Raw genomic sequence first — 19,437 nt, forward strand, 5'->3', positions numbered from 1 at the left:
GGTAGATGGCATGACCGACGAGTGGAAAGCGCCTGAGAAGGCCAATGCCGATAACAATGGCGATGACAGAAGCTGGAAGTTGCTGGAGAAGACCCTGCTGGCCAGTGTGCAGGAACAGCGTCGCTCCCGGCGTTGGGGGATCTTTTTCAAGCTTCTGACCTTTATTTACCTGCTGGGCATGCTGGCGTTGTTCAGTCCGCTGATGGATATGGAAAAGAGCGCCACCCGTAGCGGTAACTACACGGCGTTGATCGAAGTGCGAGGGGTGATTGCCGACAAGGAGTCCGCCAGTGCCGACAATATTGTCAGCAGTCTGCGGGCCGCTTTCGAAGACTCCAAGGTCAAGGCCGTGATCCTGCGCATCAACAGCCCGGGTGGCAGTCCGGTGCAGTCGGGTTATGTGTATGACGAGATTCGTCGCCTGCGCGCCTTGCACCCGGACATCAAGCTGTATGCAGTGATTTCCGATCTGGGGGCCTCGGGTGCCTATTACATCGCCAGCGCGGCCGACCAGATCTACGCCGACAAGGCCAGCCTGGTGGGTTCCATTGGTGTGACGGCGGCCGGTTACGGCTTTGTCGGCACCATGGAGAAGTTGGGGGTTGAACGCCGTACCTATACGTCCGGCGAGCACAAGTCGTTCCTGGATCCGTTCCAGCCGCAAAAGGCGGATGAAACCCAGTTCTGGCAGGGCGTGCTGGATACCACTCATCGGCAGTTCATTGCCAGCGTCAAGCAAGGGCGCGGTGACCGGCTCAAGGATAAAGAGCATCCGGAATTGTTCTCCGGCCTGGTCTGGTCCGGCGAGCAAGCGCTGCCGCTGGGCTTGATCGATGGCCTGGGCAGTGCAAGTTCGGTGGCGCGGGATGTGATTGGCGAGAAAGAACTGGTGGACTTCACGGTTCAGGAATCGCCGTTTGACCGTTTCTCCAAGAAGCTGGGTGCCAGCGTGGCTGAAAAGCTGGCGCTGTACATGGGCTTCCAGGGGCCGACCCTGCGCTGAGACCTCAACGCAGCACGGTTCAAAATGTGGGAGCTGGCTTGCCTGCGATAGCATCACCTCGGTGCGACTGATGGACCGAGGTGTCTGCATCGCAGGCAAGCCAGCTCCCACATTTGTTTTGGGGTGTTCTCAGGGAATCTGCACGCCTTCGGCCAGCAGCATGTCCACCAGTCGAATCAATGGCAGGCCGACCAGGCTGGTAGCGTCCGGGCCTTCGGTGCTTTGAAACAGGCTCACCCCCAGCCCTTCGGCCTTGAAGCTGCCAGCGCAGTCGTAGGGCTGTTCGATGCGCAGGTAGCGCTCGATGCGCGCTGCGTCCAGTGTGCGCATGTGTACGGTGAAGGGGATGCAGTCGACCTGGCAGTGCCCGGTGTCACTGTTCAGTAGTGCCAGCCCGGTGAGGAAGCTGACGCGCTTGCCACTCGCCGCCAGCAGTTGCTCACGGGCCTTCTCGAAGGTGTGGGGCTTGCCGATGATCTGGCCGTCGAGCGCGGCGACCTGGTCCGAGCCGATAATCAGGTGCCCCGGATGACTGCTGGCCAGGGCGCGAGCTTTTTCTTCGGCGAGGCGCTTGACCAGTTCCACGGCGGACTCGTCCGGGCGGCGGCTTTCGTCGATATCCGGCGAGCTGCAGATAAACGGCAGGTGCAGACGATTCAGCAATTCCCGGCGATAAACCGAGCTGGAAGCGAGTAATAAAGGCAGCATGGGCGTCTCCTCAAGGCAGTCGCGGATTCTAGCGGGGAGGCCCCGCGACGGACAGGGCTGAATTTCCTTTGACATGGGCGGGTGCATCCCTATAATGCTGCGCCTATGTTGAATGACCCGATTCCACCTCACGTTGACCCGCGCAAATTGGCTGATCGTGGCACTACCCTTCAAGGTGAAGTGCTGCTGGCCGATTTGGAGAGACTCTGCGACCCGCTTTCCGACACTGTCGGTACGGTGCAGGCTAAATTCGTTTTTGAACGAGATGAACGTAAGTCTGTGGTAATCCACAGCTTTATCGACACCGAAGTCAAAATGGTTTGCCAGCGTTGTCTTGAGCTGGTCACCCTGCCGATCCACAGCGAATGCAGTTATGCTGTGGTGAAAGAGGGTGCGAATACCCAGTCGTTGCCGAAAGGTTATGACGTGCTGGAACTGGGCGAAGATCCTTTGGATCTGCAGTCACTGATCGAGGAGGAGCTTTTGCTCGCCTTGCCCATTGTGCCTGCTCATCATCCGGAAGAATGCCAGCAGCCGGCGGGTCTCGATGAGCCCGAACCGAGCGAGGACGAGGTAACGCGGTCCAACCCGTTCAGTGTATTGGCGCAGTTAAAGCGTGACCCAAACGTTTAGGAGTTAATCAATTATGGCTGTTCAGCAGAACAAAAAATCCCGCTCTGCCCGTGACATGCGTCGTTCCCACGACGCCCTGACGGCAAGCACTCTGTCTGTAGAAAAAACCACCGGTGAAGTTCACCTGCGTCACCACGTATCGCCAGAAGGCGTATACCGTGGCCGTAAAGTGATCGACAAGGGCGCTGACGAGTAATCACTTGTCTGCTCAAGTCATCGCGATTGACGCAATGGGCGGGGACTTCGGTCCCCGCAGCATTGTTCAGGCCTGCATTGCTTGCCTGTCTGCCACGCCCTCGCTGCACCTGACCCTCGTCGGTCAACCCTCCTTACTTGAAGAACTGATTGCCAGCCATCCGGCGGTGGATCGCGCGCGCCTGACGATTACTCCGGCCAGCGAAGCCATCACCATGGATGAAAAGCCTGCCCAGGCCTTGCGCGGCAAACCTGATTCTTCGATGCGGGTGGCCCTGGAGCTGGTGCGCGACGGCAAGGCCCAGGCCTGTGTCAGTGCCGGCAACACCGGGGCGTTGATGGCGTTGTCCCGGCATGTGCTGAAAACCCTGCCGGGAATTGATCGGCCGGCGATGGTTGCGGCGATCCCGACCCAGCAGGGCTACTGCCAGTTGCTGGACCTGGGGGCGAACGTCGATTGCAGTGCCGAGCACCTGCTGCACTTTGCCCTGATGGGCTCGGTGGCAGCCGAAGCGCTGGGTGTGGCCCGGCCACGGGTGGCCTTGCTGAATATCGGCACCGAAGACATCAAGGGCAACCAGCAGGTCAAGCTGGCAGCGACGTTGTTGCAAAGCGCGCGCGGCTTGAACTACATCGGTTTTGTCGAGGGTGACGGTTTGTACCGCGGCGAAGCGGACGTCGTGGTGTGCGACGGGTTTGTGGGCAATATCCTGCTCAAATCCAGCGAAGGCCTGGCGACCATGATTGCCGGGCGCATCGAGGCCTTGTTCAAGCGCAACCTGGCTTCGCGGCTGGTGGGCGCTTTGGCGTTGCCCTTGATGCGGCGCTTGCAGGCTGACCTGGCACCGGCGCGGCATAATGGCGCGAGTTTCCTGGGGTTGCAGGGTATTGTGGTGAAAAGTCACGGCTCGGCAGGGGTGCAGGGTTTTCAAAGCGCCATCCAGCGCGCCTTGATCGAGATCCAGGAAAACCTGCCGCAACGCTTGCACGGGCGCCTTGAGGACCTGTTGCCTTAGGCGAATCGGGCCGGAAATGCTTAAATGTGACCGGCCAGTTCAATTGACCATCCAATCTGTCAGTTTCTTGTGCTCCCACATGTGGGGCGCCAATTTCCGACGACCAGATCATTAGGGGCTTGTTACATGTCTACATCCCTCGCATTCGTCTTTCCAGGGCAGGGTTCGCAGTCCCTCGGCATGTTGGCCGAGCTGGGCGCGGAACATCCGCTTGTACTGGAAACTTTCAAGGAAGCTTCCGATGCCTTGGGTTACGACCTGTGGGCACTGACCCAGCAAGGGCCGGAAGAGCTGCTCAACCAAACCGACAAGACCCAACCGGCCATCCTGACCGCCTCCATCGCCCTGTGGCGCCTGTGGCTGGCTGAAGGCGGTGCGCGTCCGGCCTACGTCGCCGGTCATAGCCTGGGCGAATACAGCGCCCTGGTGGCGGCTGGCAGCCTGACCCTCGGTGAAGCGGTCAGGCTGGTCGAGCGTCGTGGCCAGTTGATGCAGGAAGCGGTTCCGGCCGGGCAGGGCGGCATGGCTGCTATTCTTGGCCTGGAAGATGCTGACGTGATTGCTGCCTGTGCCGAAGCGGCCCAGGGTGAAGTGGTCAGCGCCGTGAACTTCAACTCCCCTGGTCAGGTGGTGATCGCCGGTGCCAAGGCCGCTGTAGAGCGCGCCATCGAAGGCTGCAAGGCCCGTGGCGCCAAGCGTGCATTGCCGCTGCCGGTCAGCGTGCCGTCCCACTGCGAACTGATGCGCCCGGCTGCCGAGCGTTTCGCCGAGTCCGTCGCCGCCATCAACTGGCAGGCGCCGCAGATTCCGCTGGTGCAGAACGTCAGCGCCGCGGTGGCTCCCGACCTGGAAACCCTCAAGCGCGACCTGCTGGAGCAGCTGTACAAGCCGGTTCGCTGGGTTGAGTCGGTGCAGACCCTGGCCGCCAACGGCGCCACTCAATTGGTAGAGTGCGGCCCGGGCAAAGTCCTGGCCGGCCTGAACAAGCGTTGCGCCGAAGGCGTGTCGACTTCCAACCTCAATACCCCGGATGCCTTCGCTGCCGCTCGCGCAGCCCTGGCCTGATAATTTCCGAACCTAGGAGAAGCCTGCATGAGTCTGCAAGGTAAAGTTGCACTGGTTACCGGCGCTAGCCGTGGCATTGGCCAGGCGATCGCCCTGGAGCTGGGCCGTCTGGGCGCTGTGGTCATCGGTACCGCCACCTCCGCCGCCGGCGCTGAGCGCATTGCTGCGACGTTGAAGGAGAACGGCGTTCAGGGCACCGGCCTTGAGCTTAACGTGACCAGCGATGAGTCCGTGGCTGCCGTGTTGGCTGAAATCACAGCGCAATTCGGTGCACCGGCTATTCTGGTGAACAATGCCGGTATTACCCGCGATAACCTGATGATGCGCATGAAAGACGACGAGTGGCATGACGTCGTGGATACCAACCTGAACAGTCTGTTTCGCCTGTCCAAGGGTGTTTTGCGCGGCATGACCAAGGCTCGTTGGGGTCGAATTATCAATATTGGCTCCGTAGTGGGTGCCATGGGCAACGCAGGCCAAGTAAACTACGCAGCCGCCAAGGCCGGTCTGGAAGGTTTCAGCCGTGCACTGGCGCGTGAAGTGGGCTCGCGGTCGATTACGGTCAATTCGGTGGCCCCAGGGTTCATCGACACCGATATGACCCGCGAACTGCCTGAAGCGCAGCGTGAAGCGTTGCTGACGCAGATTCCGCTGGGCCGTCTGGGCCAGGCTCAAGAGATCGCGAATGTGGTCGCTTTCCTGGCATCCGACGGTGCGGCATACGTGACTGGGGCTACAATCCCGGTGAACGGCGGGATGTACATGAGTTAAATTGTGACGGATCGCTTCAAAAAAATGTCATACGAGCTGTCTAAAATCCGTTATAAAGCTGCAATCTATTTATAGGCAGATGGCCGATAGGGTACGAGGGTGAAGCTTTCAGTTGAAAAGCTGAAAAGCCTTTCTATACACTTACCCACTGGCCAGCTGCCTGAATTTGTCCATTAGGAGTGAAAACAAGGTATGAGCACCATCGAAGAGCGCGTCAAGAAAATCGTTGCTGAGCAACTGGGCGTTAAAGAAGAAGAAGTGGTAAACACTGCTTCCTTCGTTGAAGACCTGGGTGCCGACTCCCTTGACACCGTTGAGCTGGTGATGGCTCTGGAAGAGGAATTCGAGACCGAAATCCCGGACGAAGAAGCTGAAAAAATCACTACCGTTCAAGCTGCTATCGACTACGTTACTAGCCACCAGGCGTAATAGTTTGTAATCGTCGCTTGCTGTGATGGAAAAACCGCACTGCCCTATGGCGTGCGGTTTTTTCCTTTAAGCCTGATGCAAAGTGTCGTCATTAGAAAAAGGAGAGTGCTGTGTCGCGTAGACGCGTCGTAGTCACCGGTATGGGTATGTTGTCGCCACTGGGTACGGATGTGCCGAGCAGTTGGCAGGGCATTCTGGCTGGCCGCAGTGGTATTGGTCTGATCGAACACACGGACCTTTCTGCCTATTCCACCCGTTTTGGCGGCTCGGTAAAGGACTTCAATGTCGAGGAATATCTCTCGGTCAAAGAGTCCCGCAAACTCGACCTGTTCATTCAATACGGCCTGGCAGCCGGTTTTCAGGCGGTGCGTAATGCCGGCCTGGAAGTTACCGACGCCAACCGTGAGCGCATCGGCGTGGCCATGGGTTCGGGTATTGGCGGTCTGACCAATATCGAAGAAACCAGCCGCACGTTGCACGAGTCTGGCCCTCGTCGAATTTCACCGTTCTTCGTGCCTGGCTCGATCATTAATATGATTTCCGGTTTCCTGTCCATCCACTTGGGTGCCCAGGGGCCTAACTACGCCATTTCCACGGCGTGCACCACGGGTACTCACTGCATCGGCATGGCGGCGCGCAACATCGCCTATGACGAAGCCGACGTGATGATCGCCGGCGGCGCCGAGATGGCCGCCTGTGGCCTGGGCATGGGCGGCTTCGGCGCGTCCCGCGCACTGTCGACCCGCAATGACGAGCCGACCCGTGCCAGCCGTCCCTGGGACAAGGGCCGTGACGGCTTTGTGCTGGCCGACGGTGCCGGTGCGCTGGTACTCGAAGAGCTGGAGCACGCCAAGGCCCGTGGCGCCACTATCTACGCCGAGCTGATTGGTTTCGGCATGAGCGGTGATGCGTACCACATGACCTCGCCGCCGTCGGACGGCGCCGGTGCGGCACGTTGCATTACCAACGCGTTGCGTGATGCCAAGGTCAACATCGACCAGGTGCAGTACATCAACGCCCACGGCACTTCTACGCCGACGGGTGACCTGGCGGAAGCCGAGGCCATCAAGTCGGTGTTCGGCGAGCACGCCTACAAGCTGGCGGTCAGCTCCACCAAGTCCATGACCGGCCACCTGTTGGGCGCGGCGGGCGCGGTCGAGGCGATCTTCAGCGTGCTGGCCATCAAGGATCAGGTCGCTCCGCCGACCATCAACCTCGATGAGCCGGATGCAGGCTGCGACCTGAACTTCGTGCCGCACGAAGCGCAGAAGATGCCGATCGACGTGGTGCTGTCCAACTCGTTCGGTTTCGGTGGTACCAACGGTTCCCTGGTGTTCCGCCGGTTCGCCGAGTGATGGAGAGCTGGGTCGACGGTCAGCCGGCGGGCGCAGTGCCCCTGAAAGACCGTGGCCTGGCGTACGGTGATGGGTTGTTCGAGACCATTGCCGTCAAGGCCGGGCAGCCCGTGCTGCTCGACCGCCACCTGCAGCGCCTTGAAGAGGGTTGCAGGCGGTTGGCGATTGTTGCGGATCAGCCGTTGATCCGCAGCGAATTGCTGGCCTATGCCGCCGCCCTCGGTGACGGTGTACTCAAGTTGATCCTGACCCGTGGCGACAGCCAGCGCGGTTATGGCATCAGCGCTGGCGCTCCCGCGCGGCGCATTCTGCAAGGCAGTCCGCCTGCCACTTATCCCCCGGAACATGCAGCCTCAGGCATTCGCCTGTTTGCGTGTACCACCCGTTTGTCCGAGCAGCCGTTGCTCGCTGGCCTCAAGCACCTCAATCGCCTGGAACAGGTGTTCGCCCGCGCCGAGTGGCAGGATGCCGAGCACGCCGAAGGTTTGATGCTGGATATGTCCGGTCGAGTCATCGAAGGCGTGTTCAGCAACCTGTTCCTGGTGCGTGACGGCGTGTTGCTGACCGCTGATCTGAATCGCTGCGGTGTCGCCGGCGTCATGCGGGCCGAGGTGTTGGCCCAGGCGCAGGCGTTGGGCATCCCGACGAGCGTGGCCGATATCAGCCTTGAGCAGCTGCAACAGGCCGACGAAGTCTTTGTGTGCAACAGCGTATATGGCATTTGGCCGGTGCGCGGATGTGCTGCGATGAGCTGGCCGGTTGGGCCGCTCACCCGTAAACTGCAGGGCATTGTTCGCGCACTATTGGATATTTGATTTGAGACGTAAATTTGTATTGCTGCTGGAGATCGGTCTGGTCCTGGCGGGTTTGCTGCTGGGCGCTTCGGCCTGGAAGCTGAACTCGGCCCTTGAACAACCCCTGAATCTGACCCAGGAGCAATTGCTGGACGTACCGGCCGGTGCGACGCCCACCGGCACCTTCAATCGCCTGGAAAATGACGGCGTGCTCAAGGATGCGTTCTGGTTGCGTCTTTACTGGCGCTTCAACCTCGACGGCCAGCCGCTGCACAGCGGTGAATACCGCATGACCCCGGGCCTCACCGCCGAAGGCCTGATCGGCCTGTGGCAACGTGGCGAAGTGGTGCAGTACAGCATCACGCTGGTGGAAGGCTGGAACTTCCGCCAGGTGCGCGCCGCCCTGGCCAAGCATGAAAAGATCGAGCAAACCCTGTCGGGCCTGACGGACAGCGAAGTCATGGAAAAACTCGGCCACCCAGGCGTGTTCCCGGAAGGCCGCTTCTTCCCGGACACCTACCGCTTCGTGCGTGGCATGAGCGATGTCGAGTTGCTGAAAAAATCCTACAACCGTCTGGACGACGTCCTCGCCCAGGAGTGGAGCAAACGTGCGGCCGATGCGCCGTACACCGAACCCTATCAAGCGCTGATCATGGCCTCGCTGGTGGAGAAAGAGACCGGTGTGCCGGAAGAACGCGGCCAGATTGCCGGGGTGTTCGTGCGGCGCATGCAGATCGGCATGCTGCTGCAAACCGACCCGACGGTGATCTACGGCCTCGGCGAGCGCTATACCGGCAAGCTGACCCGCGCCCATCTCAAGGAAGCCACGCCCTACAACACCTACGTGATCGCCGGCCTGCCGCCGACGCCGATTGCCATGGTCGGGCGCGAGGCGATCCATGCCGCGCTGAACCCGGTAGCCGGGAGCAGCCTGTATTTTGTCGCCCGTGGCGACGGCAGCCATATTTTCTCGGACAACCTGGATGCGCATAACGCCGCAGTGCGTGAGTTCCAGATGAAGCGTCGCGCCGATTACCGTTCCAGCCCGGCGCCCGCGCCGGCGGCAAAACCTGCGGACGCGCCCGTGGATACGCCCGCCGAGCCGTCTCCCGCACCCGACGACGCCGCACCGCAAAGCCCGCAATGACTCTGACTAAGGACTGCCTGTGACTGGCTTGTTTATTACCCTGGAAGGCCCGGAAGGCGCCGGCAAAAGCACTAACCGCGAATACCTGGCCGAGCGCCTGCGCGCCGAAGGTATCGAAGTGCTGCTGACCCGCGAGCCCGGCGGCACGCCGCTGGCCGAGCGCATCCGTGAAGTGCTGCTGACCCCGGGCGACGAACAGATGAACCCCGACACCGAGCTGCTGCTGGTGTTCGCCGCCCGCGCCCAGCACCTGGCCGAAGTCATCCGCCCGGCCCTGGCCCGTGGCGCGGTGGTGATTTGCGACCGGTTTACCGATTCGACCTACGCCTATCAGGGCGGCGGCCGGGGTTTGTCCCTGGAGCGCATTGCGACCCTGGAGACCTTCGTCCAGGGCGATCTGCGTCCCGACTTGACCCTGGTGTTCGATCTGCCGGTGGACGTCGGCATGGCCCGCGCCACTGCCCGTGGTCGCCTGGACCGTTTCGAACTGGAAACCCAGGTTTTTTTTGAGGCCGTGCGCAGTGCGTTTCTCAAGCGTGCCGAAGCCGACCCTGCCCGGTATTACCTGCTGGATGCCGCGCAGCCTCTGACTCAAGTACAACAGGCGATTGACGCCCTGTTGCCGAAACTCGTGGAGCGTGTCCGTGGCTGAAGCCTACCCGTGGCAGGACAGCCTCTGGCAGCAACTGGCAGGCCGTGCCCAGCACGCCCATGCCTACTTGCTCCACGGCCCGGCGGGCATCGGCAAGCGCGCCCTGGCCGAGCGGCTGATGGCCAGCTTGTTGTGCCAGCGGCCCAACGGCCTGGAAGCCTGCGGGGAATGTAAATCCTGCATGTTGCTCAAGGCCGGCAGCCACCCGGACAACTACCTGCTGGAACCGGAAGAAGCCGACAAGGCGATCAAGGTCGACCAGGTGCGTGACCTGGTCGGTTTCGTGGTGCAGACCGCGCAGATGGGCGGGCGCAAGGTGGTGCTGATCGAGCCGGTGGAGTCGATGAACATCAACGCCGCCAACGCCTTGCTCAAGAGCCTGGAAGAGCCGTCCGGCGATACTGTGTTGCTGCTGGTCAGCCACCAGTCCAGCCGCCTGCTGCCGACCATCCGTAGCCGCTGCGTGCAACAGGCTTGCCCGTTGCCCAGCGAAGCCATGAGCCTGCAGTGGCTGGCCCAGGCGTTGCCGGAGTGCGGCGAGGCCGAGCGTGTCGAGTTGCTGACCCTGGCAGCCGGTTCGCCCCTGGCGGCGGTCAAGCTCCAGGCCCAGGGCGTGCGTGAACAACGTGCACTGGTGGTGGACGGTGTGAAGAAGCTGCTCAAGCAGGAACTGTCTGCCACGCAACTGGCGGAAAGTGCCTGGAAAGACATTCCCCTGTTGCTGCTGTTCGACTGGTTCTGCGACTGGTCGAGCCTGATCCTGCGCTACCAGTTGACCCAGGACGAAAACGGCCTGGGCCTTACGGACATGCGCAAAGTCGTGCAATACCTGGCGCAGAAGAGCGCCCAGGACAAGGTCCTGAACATTCAGGACTGGATCCTCGCCCAACGCCAGAAGGTACTCGGCAAGGCCAACCTCAACCGTGTGTTGTTGCTTGAGGCTCTGCTGGTGCAGTGGGTCGGCTTGCTCGGCCGGCGTTAATTTCAGTGGCCGACGGGTGTATCGTTGGCCAGACACTTCCCGTGACTCAAGTTGTAGATGCCCATGCTCGTAGATTCCCATTGCCACCTTGACCGCCTCGACCTGGCCCAGCACGGCGGTTCCCTCGATGCCGCCCTTGAAGCAGCGCGCCAGCGCGGTGTAGGGCACTTCCTGTGCATCGGCGTCAGCGCGCAAAACGCCGCCGACGTCAAAGCCCTGGCCGATCGTTATGCCGACGTCGACTGCTCGGTGGGCATTCACCCGCTGGACCTCAAGCCCGGCGAAGCCCCGGCCCTCGACTGGCTGCTCGGCGAACTCAATCACCCGCGCGTGGTGGCCATCGGCGAGACCGGCCTGGATTACCACTACGAACCGGAAGCCGCCGAGTTGCAGCAGGCCTCCTTCCGCCTGCACCTGCAAGCCGCCCAGCAAACCGGCAAGCCGGTGATCGTCCACACCCGTGGCGCCCGCGCCGACACCCTGACCCTGCTGCGCGAAGCCGCATTGCCCCAGGCCGGTGTGCTGCATTGCTTCACCGAAGACTGGGACATGGCCAAGGCCGCCCTTGACCTGGGTTTCTACATCTCCCTGTCGGGCATCGTGACCTTCCGCAACGCCGAAGCCCTGCGGGATGTGGCGCGCCAAGTGCCGGCCGACCGCCTGCTGGTGGAAACCGATTCGCCGTACCTGGCGCCGATTCCCCATCGCGGCAAGCCCAACCTGCCGGAATACGTACGGGATGTGGCGGATTACCTGGCGATGCTGCGGGGCGAGTCCTACGAGCGATTTGCCGAACAGACCACCGAAAACTTCAAGCGCCTGTTCCCGCTGGCCCACGTCGGCCACTGAATTTCAGGCAAAAAAAACCCGGGTTCTGGGGGGTGAATCCGGGTTAAGACCATTAGGAGTAAAACAAGGGCACACAGTCCGTCGGTACCCAGGTCGACGCGTCACTTGGGGGAGATGCCACGCCGACATTTCAAGTATTGATCAGTATCTGATTCAGTCCAGCCACATCTGATCGTTTTTTAAACAGATTTGGAATACGCCCGCTTCGGTTGAGTTCTCATTGATTGCGATGCACAGGCGGCCATCACCTGTTTTATTTCTGACTCAAATCGGCTTATTCGTTGGCGCGCTGTAAGTTAAGTGCAAAGGTTGTTCATATAGGCGTTGCCCAACGACCGTTCAGTCGGGATAATCCCGCGCACCGGGTAAAACGTTCCGACAAGCATGGCTTGGGGCGCGCCACCCTCCCAATATCCACCTCTGCAGACCTTTTCTTATGCACAAAGAACCCCGCAAGGTCCGTGAGTTTCGCCGCCGCGAGCAGGAAATTCTCGACACCGCACTCAAGCTGTTCCTCGACCAGGGTGAAGACAGCGTCACCGTCGAGATGATTGCGGATGCCGTGGGTATCGGCAAAGGCACCATCTACAAGCACTTCAAGTCCAAGGCCGAGATCTACCTGCGCCTGATGCTCGACTACGAGCGCGACCTGAACGAGCTGCTGCACTCGGCCGATGTCGACAAGGACAAGGAAGCGCTGTCCCGCGCCTACTTCGAGTTCCGCATGCGTGACCCTCAGCGCTACCGCCTGTTCGACCGCCTGGAAGAAAAAGTGGTGAAGGGCCATCAGGTACCGGAAATGGTCGAGGAGCTGCACAAGATCCGTGCCTCGAACTTCGAACGCCTGACCCTGCTGATCAAGGGCCGTATCAGCGAAGGCAAGCTGGAAGACGTGCCGCCGTATTTCCACTACTGCGCCGCCTGGGCGTTGGTGCACGGCGCCGTGGCGCTGTACCACTCGCCGTTCTGGAGCAATGTGCTGGAAGACCAGGAAGGGTTCTTCCAGTTCCTGATGGATATCGGCGTGCGCATGGGCAACAAGCGCAAGCACAGCACCGATCTGCCGAACGCCGAAACGCCGGCCACTTGAATCATTCGCCAGCGTGATGGCGATATGATTTCCTGCCCAGCGCAGTAACCCAGGAATATACTCAGGCAAGGACTCTTGCTAAAACTTGATTTTTCAGTCAGGTTTTAGCGCGCCCCCACATTATCCTCTGCCGGAGTGATCCATGATCGTTGATCGTCAAGGCAGGCGATTCCGCAATTTGCGGATCAGCCTGACCTCAGCCTGCAATTACGCTTGTACCTACTGCGTGCCCAACGGCAAGCGGCTGGTGGCTGCGCAGGATGAACTGTCGGCCGAGGCGATGGCGCGGGGCGTCGAGTACCTGATCGAGGCGGCGGGCATCGAGCGCCTGCGTATTACCGGCGGTGAGCCGCTGGTCAGCCCCAAGCTGGAAGCTTTCATGGGCGCGGTGGGGCAGATGGGCTTGAGTGATATCAGCCTGACCACCAATGGCCAACTGCTCGCGCGCAAACTGCCGCTGCTGGTGGACGCCGGGATCCGCCGGATCAACGTGTCCCTCGACACCCTGGACGCCGATGCCTTCCGCAGCATCGCCCGTGGTGGCGACCTGGCTACCGTGCTCGACGGCATGGACCAGGCCAGCGCCGCCGGAATCAAGATCAAGGTCAACATGGTGCCGTTGCGTGGCCAAAACCTCGACCAGGTGATGCCGCTGCTCGACTACTGCCTGGAGCGTGGATACGAACTGCGCTTTATCGAACTGATGCGCATGGGCCACCTGGCCAGCGACTCCAACGCATTCCTCCAGCAATTCGTCAGCCTGCAGCAATTGCTCAGCCTGATCGGCGAGCAGCACGAATACCTGCAAGCCAACGCCCCGGTGGACGCCACCGCGGTGCGCTACGAAGTGCCCGGCAAGGGTTTCTTTGGCGTGATCGCCAATGAAAGCGTGCCGTTCTGCCGCACCTGCTCGCGCCTGCGCCTGTCGTCTACCGGCTGGTTGCATGGCTGCCTGTCGTCGAGCAACCGCCACTACGTCGGCGACCTGCTGGACAAACCCCGCCACCAGTCCCTGCCGGCCTTGCAGCGCTTGTTGGTCAAGGCCCTGGGCGACAAGCAGGAAGTCGCATTCTCCGGCGGCGCCACCATCATGAAGATCATCGGCGGCTAGTCCCGCAAGCTGGCGCAAAATCTGCATCTCGTGCCCATTCGCCGGTTTTCCGTCACCGGCCTCTGGAGAATTAGGATGCGTAGTCTGGTTTTGGTGCTGGCGTCACTCGCGCTGGGTGGCTGCATGACCGTCAGTGATATGGCCGAAGGCACGCGCTATCAGATGAGCGATGCCGGGCTGCTGGACCACAGCGATACCCGCCGCGTCAATTCGATCCGCATACAGCCGGACTCCTTTGTGTTTATCGCCCAAGGCGCGTTCACCCCGCCGGGCAGTGCCTATCCACGGCCTAACATCGTGGCCGAGGAAGCCTTCAACGGGTTTGTCGAATACTTCCCGATGGTCCGCCGCGCCCGCAAGCCGGAAGGCCTGGAACAGGCGATGTCAGAAGCCCGCGCGGCCGGCGCCCATTACCTGTTGTACTGCCGCTTCGCCCAGGCGGATGACCGTATCGGCAACGCCGATGAATGGTCCGACCAGGAGGCGGTGGATCGCCTGGGCCTCGACACCGGGACCATTCAGGTGATGTTGATCGAGACCAGCACCCAGTATTTGATTGATACTGTGCGGATTCGCAGTCGTGGCGGTTTACTGACGTTCCACGACAACAAGCCTGAAGATCTGATCGGCAAGCCCCTGGCGCAGTACGCGCGCAGCCTGTTGGGCATGAGCGATCAGTAAGTCACAAGGAGAGCTGCATGACCGACTCGGCCAAGGCCAACGACCTGTTGGCGCAATTGCCCAAGGGCAAGGGGCCCGCACCGGTGCATCTGTGGAACCCGGCGTTTTGCGGCGATATCGACATGCGCATCGCCCGCGACGGCACCTGGTTCTACATGGGCACCCCGATCGGCCGCAAGCCGATGGTCAAGCTGTTCTCCAATATCATCCGCCGCGATGGCGATGATTATTTCCTGATTACTCCTGTGGAAAAGGTCGGGATCAAGGTCGATGACGCGCCCTTCGTCGCCGTTACCCTGGAAGTCGAAGGGCAGGGCGAAAGCCAGGTGTTGCGCTTTACCACCAACGTGGATGAACAGGTGGAGGCCGATATCGAGCACCCGCTGCGGGTGGTGATCGACCCGGACACCCAGGAACCCTCGCCGTACCTGCGGGTGCGCACCAACCTCGAAGCCCTGGTTCACCGCAACGCGTTCTACCAATTGGTGGAGTTGGCGGTAACCCGTCCGATCAACGGTAAGAACTGGCTTGGCGTCTGGAGCAGCGGGGTATTTTTCCCCATCGGCCTGGAGCCCTGAGGCTGATTTTTCCCTTTCCCTGAAATAATTCGCTTGCTGTAGCCGGGCGCTTTCGGTTATCAATTTGTACATGATTAGACATGTCCGATTTGATAAGAAAAAACGCGTCGTCGACGAGCTGATCCGCCGGATTGAGGGCGGAGTGATGGCTGACGGTGTCCTGCTGCCGGGCGAGCACCAGTTGGCGGAAGAGTTTTCCGTCAGCCGCGGCACCCTGCGTGAAGCCCTGGCTGAGCTCAAGCGCCGCAGCTACATCGCCACCCAGAGCGGTGTCGGCTCCATCGTCACCTTCGACGGCATGGTGCTGGACCAGCGCAGCGGCTGGGCCCAAGCCCTGGCCGACACTGGTGCGGTGGTGACCTCGGAAATCCTGCGCCTGGAAACGGTCACTCGCCCGGACCTGCTCAGCAGCCACGGTACCGACCAATTCGTCGCCCTCGACCGCCGCCGTCGCGCCGCCGACGGCACGTTCGTATCCCTGGAACGCTCGCTGATGCCCGCTTCCGGCGGCCTCGAAAGCCTGCCCCAAGTCGGCCTGATCGATAACTCCCTGACCATCACCCTGGCCGCCTACGGTTACGTCGGCGCCACCGGCAATCAGTGGATCGGTGCCGAACCCTTGAGCGAGGAAGACGCCCGGTTGCTCGATCGCCCGGTGGGCACCGTGTTCCTCAAGGCCCTGCGCACCACCTACGACCGCCAGGACCGCTTCATGGAATCCGTCGAAAGCCTGCTCGACCCTCTGCACTTTCGCCTGCACCTTCAATTTGGAACACCCACATGACCGCCACTACCCGCGCCCTCGGCGCCTTCTACGGCCTGGCCCTGGGCGATGCGTTGGGCATGCCCACCCAGTCCCTGAGTCGCGAGCAGGTCAAGGCGCGTTTCGGTGCGATCACCGCCCTGGAAGATGCCGACGCCGATCAGCCGATCGCGCCGAACATGCCCAAGGGCTCGATCACCGATGACACCGAACAGGCGATCCTTGTCGGCCAGTTGCTGGTGGACGGGCAGGGCAAGATTGAACCTGCTGAACTGGCCCAACGCCTGATCGACTGGGAAGCCGTGATGCGCGCCAAGGGCTCGCAGGACTTGCTCGGCCCGTCCACCAAGCGTGCGATCGACATGATCCTGGCCGGCCATACCCCGGAAGAATCCGGGCGCTACGGCACCACCAACGGCGCCGCCATGCGCATCACCCCGGTGGGCATTGCGGCCGACGTCAACGACCCGGCGCAGTTTATCCAGGCGGTGATCCAGGCCTGCCAGGTCACCCACAACACCAACCTGGGCATCTCCAGTGCTGCGGCGGTGGCGGCGGTGGTGTCTGCCGGGATCAACGGTGTCGACCTGGGCGAGGCGCTGAACATCGGCACCCAGATCGCCCAGCAGGCGGAAAACCACGGCCATTGGATTGCCGGTGGGCGTATCGCCACGCGCATCAGTTGGGCCCGCACCTTGAGCGTCGACAGCGGCGACAAGGCCCTGTTTACCGACCTGCTCTACGAATTGATCGGCACCTCCGTGGCGTCCCAGGAATCGGTGGTGGTGTCGTTTGCCCTCGCGCAGCAAGTCGCGGTGGGTGAAGTGAACGCCTTCGAAGCCCTGTGCATGGCCGCCAGCCTTGGCGGCGACACCGACACCATCGCCGCGATTCTCGGCGCGATGCTCGGTGCGTGCCTGGGGATGCAGTGCTGGCCGGAGGCGATGATCGAACAGGTCAAACGCGTCAATGGCCTGGACCTGGAGCCTCTGGTCCAGGGGCTGCTCGATCTGCGCTGAGCACCGCAGATCAAAAAATGTAGGAGCTGGCTTGCCTGCGATAGCGGTCGATCAGTTGATGAATCATCGACTGACACCACGCTATCGCAGGCAAGCCAGCTCCCACATTGATCGCACCGAGTCAGGAAGACCGGAACAAAGATTCAACTTGCCAACCTGCCACAACCACAAAAAAACAGGCATCAGGAGCACCCCACCATGAGTACGTCCTCTTCCGGCCAAAGCGCCGGGCAATTGGAAACACGCGGCATCGAGCCGGTCCCGGAAGGCGAGTGCAACGGCCATCCGCTGCAACTGTTCTGGGTCTGGTTTGCGGCCAACATCAGCATCCTCGGCTTGCCCTTGGGCGCGACCCTCGTGGCGTTTCGCGGCCTGGCAATCTGGCAGGCGATCATCGTTGCGGTCCTCGGCGCCGCCGGTTCATTTGCGGTGGTCGGCATCATCTCCATCGCCGGCCGTCGTGGCCGTGCCCCGAGCCTGACCCTGTCCCGGGCGATCTTCGGCGTACGCGGCAATATCGGGCCGACTCTGGTGTCGCTGATGTCGCGCCTCGGCTGGGAAACCGTCAACACCACCACCGCCGCGTTCGTGCTGCTGTCGTTGTGCTCGATCCTGTTCAACTCGCCGGTTGCGGCCAAAAGTGCACCGGTACTGACCCTGTTGTTCATCGGCATCTTCGTGCTGCTGACCCTCGCCGTATCCGGCCTGGGCCACGCCACCTTGCTGGTGATCCAGAAGTGGGCCACCTACGTGTTCGGCGCGCTGAATATCCTGGTGGGCGGTTTCCTCTGCGCCACCATCGACTGGAGCGCGGTGTTCAACGCCACGCCTGCACCGTTGAGCGCGATGATCATCGGCGTCGGCACCATGGCCGCCGGTACCGGTATCGGCTGGGCCAACGCCGGCGCGGATATGTCGCGCTACCAGCATCGCAGCGTCAAGGCCGTGCGCCTGGTGGCGTCGGCGGCCTTTGGTGCGGGGATTCCGCTGGTGCTGTTGATCACCCTCGGCGGCCTGCTGTCGGTGGGCAACAACGACCTGGCGTCGGCCACTGACCCGATTATCGCGATCCGCGACATGCTGCCGACCTGGATGGCGGTGCCGTACCTGATCACCGCGTTTGGCGGGCTGCTGCTGTCGAATAACCTGTCGGTGTACTCGGCAGGCCTCACCACCTTGACCCTCGGTTTGAAGGTCAAGCGCGTGCACGCGGTGATCGTCGACATCGTCGCGATCTTCGCCGGTTCGATCTACTTCATGTTGATCGCCGACAGCTTCTACGGCCCGTTCATCACCTTCATCTCGTTGCTGGCCGTGCCGATCACCGCTTGGGTCGGGATCTTTGTGGTCGACCTGATCCATCGCCACTACTACAGCCCCAAAGACCTGCTGGACGTGACCCCAAGCAGCGCCTACTGGTATCGCGGCGGGGTTGAGTGGCGTGCATTTGGCGCCTGGGCCATCGCGATTGTTTTGGGCTTCAGCTTCACCACCATCGGCACCACGGCCGAGAACATCTGGTTCGCCGGGCCGCTGTCCGATTCGTGGCTGGGCCACAACGGCCTGGGCTGGATCGTCACCTTCCTGGTGGCCGGCGGGATTTATGCGGTACTGGGTGGCGCGGCTGATCGTCGCCCGGCTTTGGTAGAGAGCGCTAATGTCTAGATTGCTGCACAGCGGCCAGGTCATCGTCGACCTGGTCATGTCCCTCGACACGTTGCCCGCCACTGGCGGCGATGTATTGGCCAATTCCGCCAGCTTCGAAGCTGGCGGCGGCTTTAACGTGATGGCCGCCGCCCGGCGCAACGGCTTGCCGGTGGTCTATCTGGGCCGCCATGGCACCGGTCGCTTCGGCGACCTGGCGCGCGCGGCGATGCAGGCCGAGGGCATTGAAATGGCCCTGGCCGCCAGCGATGACAAGGACACCGGCCTGTGCGTGTCCCTGACCGAAGCCACTACCGAGCGCACCTTCATTTCCCATATCGGCGCCGAAGGCGACTTGCTGGCGCAAGACCTGGCCAATGCCGTGCCCCGTGCCGACGACTATGTGTACGTCAGTGGCTACAGCCTGCTGCTGGAGGGCAAGGCCAAGGCATTGCTTGACTGGCTGTTGGCGTTGCCGAGGGCGATCACAGTAGTCTTCGACCCGGGCCCGCTGGTGAAGGCGCCGGACTCGGCCTTGATGGTCGCCCTGTTGCCGCGCATCGATATCTGGACCAGCAACGGCCCGGAAGCCTTGGCGTTTACCGGCGCCAGCGATCTGGCCGGCGCCTTGCTCAAACTCAACGGGCATCTGCCCGCCGAGACCTTGCTGGTGGTGCGCGACGGGCCGAATGGCTGCTGGGTCAGCCGTCACGGCCAGGCCGAGCATGTGCCGGGTTTCAAGGTCAAGGCGGTGGACAGCAACGGTGCGGGCGATGCCCATGCCGGGGTGTTTATCGCGGGCCTGGCCAACGGCCTGGCACCGACGGCTGCGGCACGTCGCGCGAATGCGGCGGCAGCACTGGCGGTCACGCGCTGGGGCCCGGCCACCTCACCGGGCACGGCGGAAGTGGACGCGTTGTTGAGTGCGGGCTGATTCGGCAGAATAGCCGGC

At 61.9% G+C, this 19,437-nt stretch carries 22 protein-coding genes; 21 read left to right on the forward strand and 1 reads right to left on the reverse strand.

The window, feature by feature from the left end; all coding sequences use genetic code 11:
• The first annotated feature begins 10 nt into the window (after window positions 1-10).
• On the forward strand, window positions 11-1,003 hold the full coding sequence (locus M2400_RS17735) for a S49 family peptidase (protein ID WP_177042960.1): 993 nt from the start codon (window positions 11-13) through the stop codon (window positions 1,001-1,003).
• A 129-nt stretch (window positions 1,004-1,132) separates the two neighbouring features.
• On the opposite strand, the gene M2400_RS17740 is transcribed toward M2400_RS17735, so the two are convergent.
• A complete protein-coding gene (locus M2400_RS17740; RefSeq protein WP_259196002.1) occupies window positions 1,133-1,711 on the reverse strand; it encodes a nucleoside triphosphate pyrophosphatase in 579 nt (192 codons plus the stop codon).
• 105 nt (window positions 1,712-1,816) lie between these two features.
• On the opposite strand from M2400_RS17740, the gene M2400_RS17745 reads away from it, so the two are divergent.
• From M2400_RS17745 to M2400_RS17840, 20 genes are all read left to right on the forward strand, one after another.
• Window positions 1,817-2,344 carry a YceD family protein gene (locus M2400_RS17745; RefSeq protein WP_017475815.1) on the forward strand — a complete coding sequence of 176 codons (528 nt, stop codon included), beginning with the start codon at window positions 1,817-1,819 and terminating at the stop codon, window positions 2,342-2,344.
• Window positions 2,345-2,357: 13 nt separating this feature from the next.
• Window positions 2,358-2,540, forward strand: coding sequence for a 50S ribosomal protein L32 (gene rpmF / locus M2400_RS17750; RefSeq protein ID WP_004371305.1), 183 nt, complete (start codon window positions 2,358-2,360; stop codon window positions 2,538-2,540).
• Window positions 2,541-2,544: 4 nt separating this feature from the next.
• The gene (plsX, locus tag M2400_RS17755; RefSeq protein WP_177077350.1) at window positions 2,545-3,555 is read left to right on the forward strand and encodes a phosphate acyltransferase PlsX; all 1,011 of its coding nucleotides are present in this window, start codon (window positions 2,545-2,547) and stop codon (window positions 3,553-3,555) included.
• 126 nt (window positions 3,556-3,681) lie between these two features.
• Entirely contained in the window at window positions 3,682-4,620 is a 939-nt protein-coding gene (gene fabD, locus M2400_RS17760; RefSeq protein ID WP_177042963.1) for an ACP S-malonyltransferase, read from the forward strand.
• A gap of 27 nt (window positions 4,621-4,647) precedes the next feature.
• Entirely contained in the window at window positions 4,648-5,391 is a 744-nt protein-coding gene (fabG, locus tag M2400_RS17765; protein WP_004371297.1) for a 3-oxoacyl-ACP reductase FabG, read from the forward strand.
• Between the two features lie 192 nt (window positions 5,392-5,583).
• Complete coding sequence (acpP, locus tag M2400_RS17770) at window positions 5,584-5,820, forward strand: acyl carrier protein (RefSeq protein ID WP_003175607.1); 237 nt, start codon at window positions 5,584-5,586, stop codon at window positions 5,818-5,820.
• 110 nt (window positions 5,821-5,930) lie between these two features.
• On the forward strand, window positions 5,931-7,175 hold the full coding sequence (gene fabF / locus M2400_RS17775; RefSeq protein WP_259195997.1) for a beta-ketoacyl-ACP synthase II: 1,245 nt from the start codon (window positions 5,931-5,933) through the stop codon (window positions 7,173-7,175).
• A complete protein-coding gene (gene pabC / locus M2400_RS17780; protein WP_259195996.1) occupies window positions 7,175-7,990 on the forward strand; it encodes an aminodeoxychorismate lyase in 816 nt (271 codons plus the stop codon). The genes fabF and pabC overlap by 1 nt, the downstream gene beginning before the upstream one ends.
• A 1-nt stretch (window position 7,991) precedes the next feature.
• A complete protein-coding gene (gene mltG, locus M2400_RS17785; protein ID WP_259195995.1) occupies window positions 7,992-9,116 on the forward strand; it encodes an endolytic transglycosylase MltG in 1,125 nt (374 codons plus the stop codon).
• A gap of 19 nt (window positions 9,117-9,135) precedes the next feature.
• Window positions 9,136-9,768: a dTMP kinase gene (tmk, locus tag M2400_RS17790; protein ID WP_259195993.1), complete on the forward strand. Its 633-nt coding sequence runs from the start codon at window positions 9,136-9,138 to the stop codon at window positions 9,766-9,768.
• Window positions 9,761-10,750 carry a DNA polymerase III subunit delta' gene (locus M2400_RS17795; protein WP_259195991.1) on the forward strand — a complete coding sequence of 330 codons (990 nt, stop codon included), beginning with the start codon at window positions 9,761-9,763 and terminating at the stop codon, window positions 10,748-10,750. Before tmk ends, M2400_RS17795 begins: the two co-directional genes overlap by 8 nt.
• Window positions 10,751-10,813: 63 nt before the next feature.
• Window positions 10,814-11,599 (forward strand): TatD family hydrolase, encoded by a 786-nt coding sequence (locus tag M2400_RS17800; RefSeq protein WP_177042968.1) that lies wholly within the window; start codon window positions 10,814-10,816, stop codon window positions 11,597-11,599.
• 436 nt (window positions 11,600-12,035) lie between these two features.
• On the forward strand, window positions 12,036-12,689 hold the full coding sequence (locus tag M2400_RS17805; protein ID WP_004371278.1) for a TetR/AcrR family transcriptional regulator: 654 nt from the start codon (window positions 12,036-12,038) through the stop codon (window positions 12,687-12,689).
• Between the two features lie 142 nt (window positions 12,690-12,831).
• Window positions 12,832-13,800 carry a GTP 3',8-cyclase MoaA gene (locus tag M2400_RS17810; RefSeq protein WP_259195990.1) on the forward strand — a complete coding sequence of 323 codons (969 nt, stop codon included), beginning with the start codon at window positions 12,832-12,834 and terminating at the stop codon, window positions 13,798-13,800.
• 75 nt (window positions 13,801-13,875) lie between these two features.
• Window positions 13,876-14,481, forward strand: coding sequence for a DUF4823 domain-containing protein (locus tag M2400_RS17815; protein ID WP_177042970.1), 606 nt, complete (start codon window positions 13,876-13,878; stop codon window positions 14,479-14,481).
• A 17-nt stretch (window positions 14,482-14,498) separates the two neighbouring features.
• On the forward strand, window positions 14,499-15,059 hold the full coding sequence (locus M2400_RS17820; RefSeq protein WP_259195988.1) for a DUF1285 domain-containing protein: 561 nt from the start codon (window positions 14,499-14,501) through the stop codon (window positions 15,057-15,059).
• A gap of 70 nt (window positions 15,060-15,129) precedes the next feature.
• Window positions 15,130-15,843 (forward strand): GntR family transcriptional regulator, encoded by a 714-nt coding sequence (locus M2400_RS17825; protein ID WP_259195987.1) that lies wholly within the window; start codon window positions 15,130-15,132, stop codon window positions 15,841-15,843.
• A complete protein-coding gene (locus M2400_RS17830) occupies window positions 15,840-16,841 on the forward strand; it encodes an ADP-ribosylglycohydrolase family protein (RefSeq protein ID WP_177042973.1) in 1,002 nt (333 codons plus the stop codon). Before M2400_RS17825 ends, M2400_RS17830 begins: the two co-directional genes overlap by 4 nt.
• Before the next feature lie 198 nt (window positions 16,842-17,039).
• Window positions 17,040-18,506, forward strand: coding sequence for a cytosine permease (locus M2400_RS17835; RefSeq protein ID WP_177042974.1), 1,467 nt, complete (start codon window positions 17,040-17,042; stop codon window positions 18,504-18,506).
• Window positions 18,499-19,419 carry a PfkB family carbohydrate kinase gene (locus M2400_RS17840; RefSeq protein WP_259195986.1) on the forward strand — a complete coding sequence of 307 codons (921 nt, stop codon included), beginning with the start codon at window positions 18,499-18,501 and terminating at the stop codon, window positions 19,417-19,419. Before M2400_RS17835 ends, M2400_RS17840 begins: the two co-directional genes overlap by 8 nt.
• Window positions 19,420-19,437: the final 18 nt, after the last annotated feature.

This window comes from Pseudomonas sp. BIGb0558 (genome assembly GCF_024807515.1).
Taxonomy (GTDB): Bacteria; Pseudomonadota; Gammaproteobacteria; order Pseudomonadales; family Pseudomonadaceae; genus Aquipseudomonas; species Aquipseudomonas yamanorum_A.

Coding starts and splice junctions, on each gene's coding strand:
- M2400_RS17735 (WP_177042960.1), top strand. CDS start 11: ATGACCGACGAGTGGAAAGCGCCTGAGAAGGCCAATGCCGATAACAAT.
- M2400_RS17820 (WP_259195988.1), top strand. CDS start 14,499: ATGACCGACTCGGCCAAGGCCAACGACCTGTTGGCGCAATTGCCCAAG.
- M2400_RS17830 (WP_177042973.1), top strand. CDS start 15,840: ATGACCGCCACTACCCGCGCCCTCGGCGCCTTCTACGGCCTGGCCCTG.
- M2400_RS17840 (WP_259195986.1), top strand. CDS start 18,499: ATGTCTAGATTGCTGCACAGCGGCCAGGTCATCGTCGACCTGGTCATG.
- M2400_RS17835 (WP_177042974.1), top strand. CDS start 17,040: ATGAGTACGTCCTCTTCCGGCCAAAGCGCCGGGCAATTGGAAACACGC.
- M2400_RS17740 (WP_259196002.1), bottom strand. CDS start 1,711: ATGCTGCCTTTATTACTCGCTTCCAGCTCGGTTTATCGCCGGGAATTG.
- M2400_RS17800 (WP_177042968.1), top strand. CDS start 10,814: ATGCTCGTAGATTCCCATTGCCACCTTGACCGCCTCGACCTGGCCCAG.
- rpmF (WP_004371305.1), top strand. CDS start 2,358: ATGGCTGTTCAGCAGAACAAAAAATCCCGCTCTGCCCGTGACATGCGT.
- M2400_RS17815 (WP_177042970.1), top strand. CDS start 13,876: ATGCGTAGTCTGGTTTTGGTGCTGGCGTCACTCGCGCTGGGTGGCTGC.
- M2400_RS17745 (WP_017475815.1), top strand. CDS start 1,817: ATGTTGAATGACCCGATTCCACCTCACGTTGACCCGCGCAAATTGGCT.
- pabC (WP_259195996.1), top strand. CDS start 7,175: ATGGAGAGCTGGGTCGACGGTCAGCCGGCGGGCGCAGTGCCCCTGAAA.
- M2400_RS17810 (WP_259195990.1), top strand. CDS start 12,832: ATGATCGTTGATCGTCAAGGCAGGCGATTCCGCAATTTGCGGATCAGC.
- fabD (WP_177042963.1), top strand. CDS start 3,682: ATGTCTACATCCCTCGCATTCGTCTTTCCAGGGCAGGGTTCGCAGTCC.
- acpP (WP_003175607.1), top strand. CDS start 5,584: ATGAGCACCATCGAAGAGCGCGTCAAGAAAATCGTTGCTGAGCAACTG.
- M2400_RS17805 (WP_004371278.1), top strand. CDS start 12,036: ATGCACAAAGAACCCCGCAAGGTCCGTGAGTTTCGCCGCCGCGAGCAG.
- M2400_RS17825 (WP_259195987.1), top strand. CDS start 15,130: ATGATTAGACATGTCCGATTTGATAAGAAAAAACGCGTCGTCGACGAG.
- fabG (WP_004371297.1), top strand. CDS start 4,648: ATGAGTCTGCAAGGTAAAGTTGCACTGGTTACCGGCGCTAGCCGTGGC.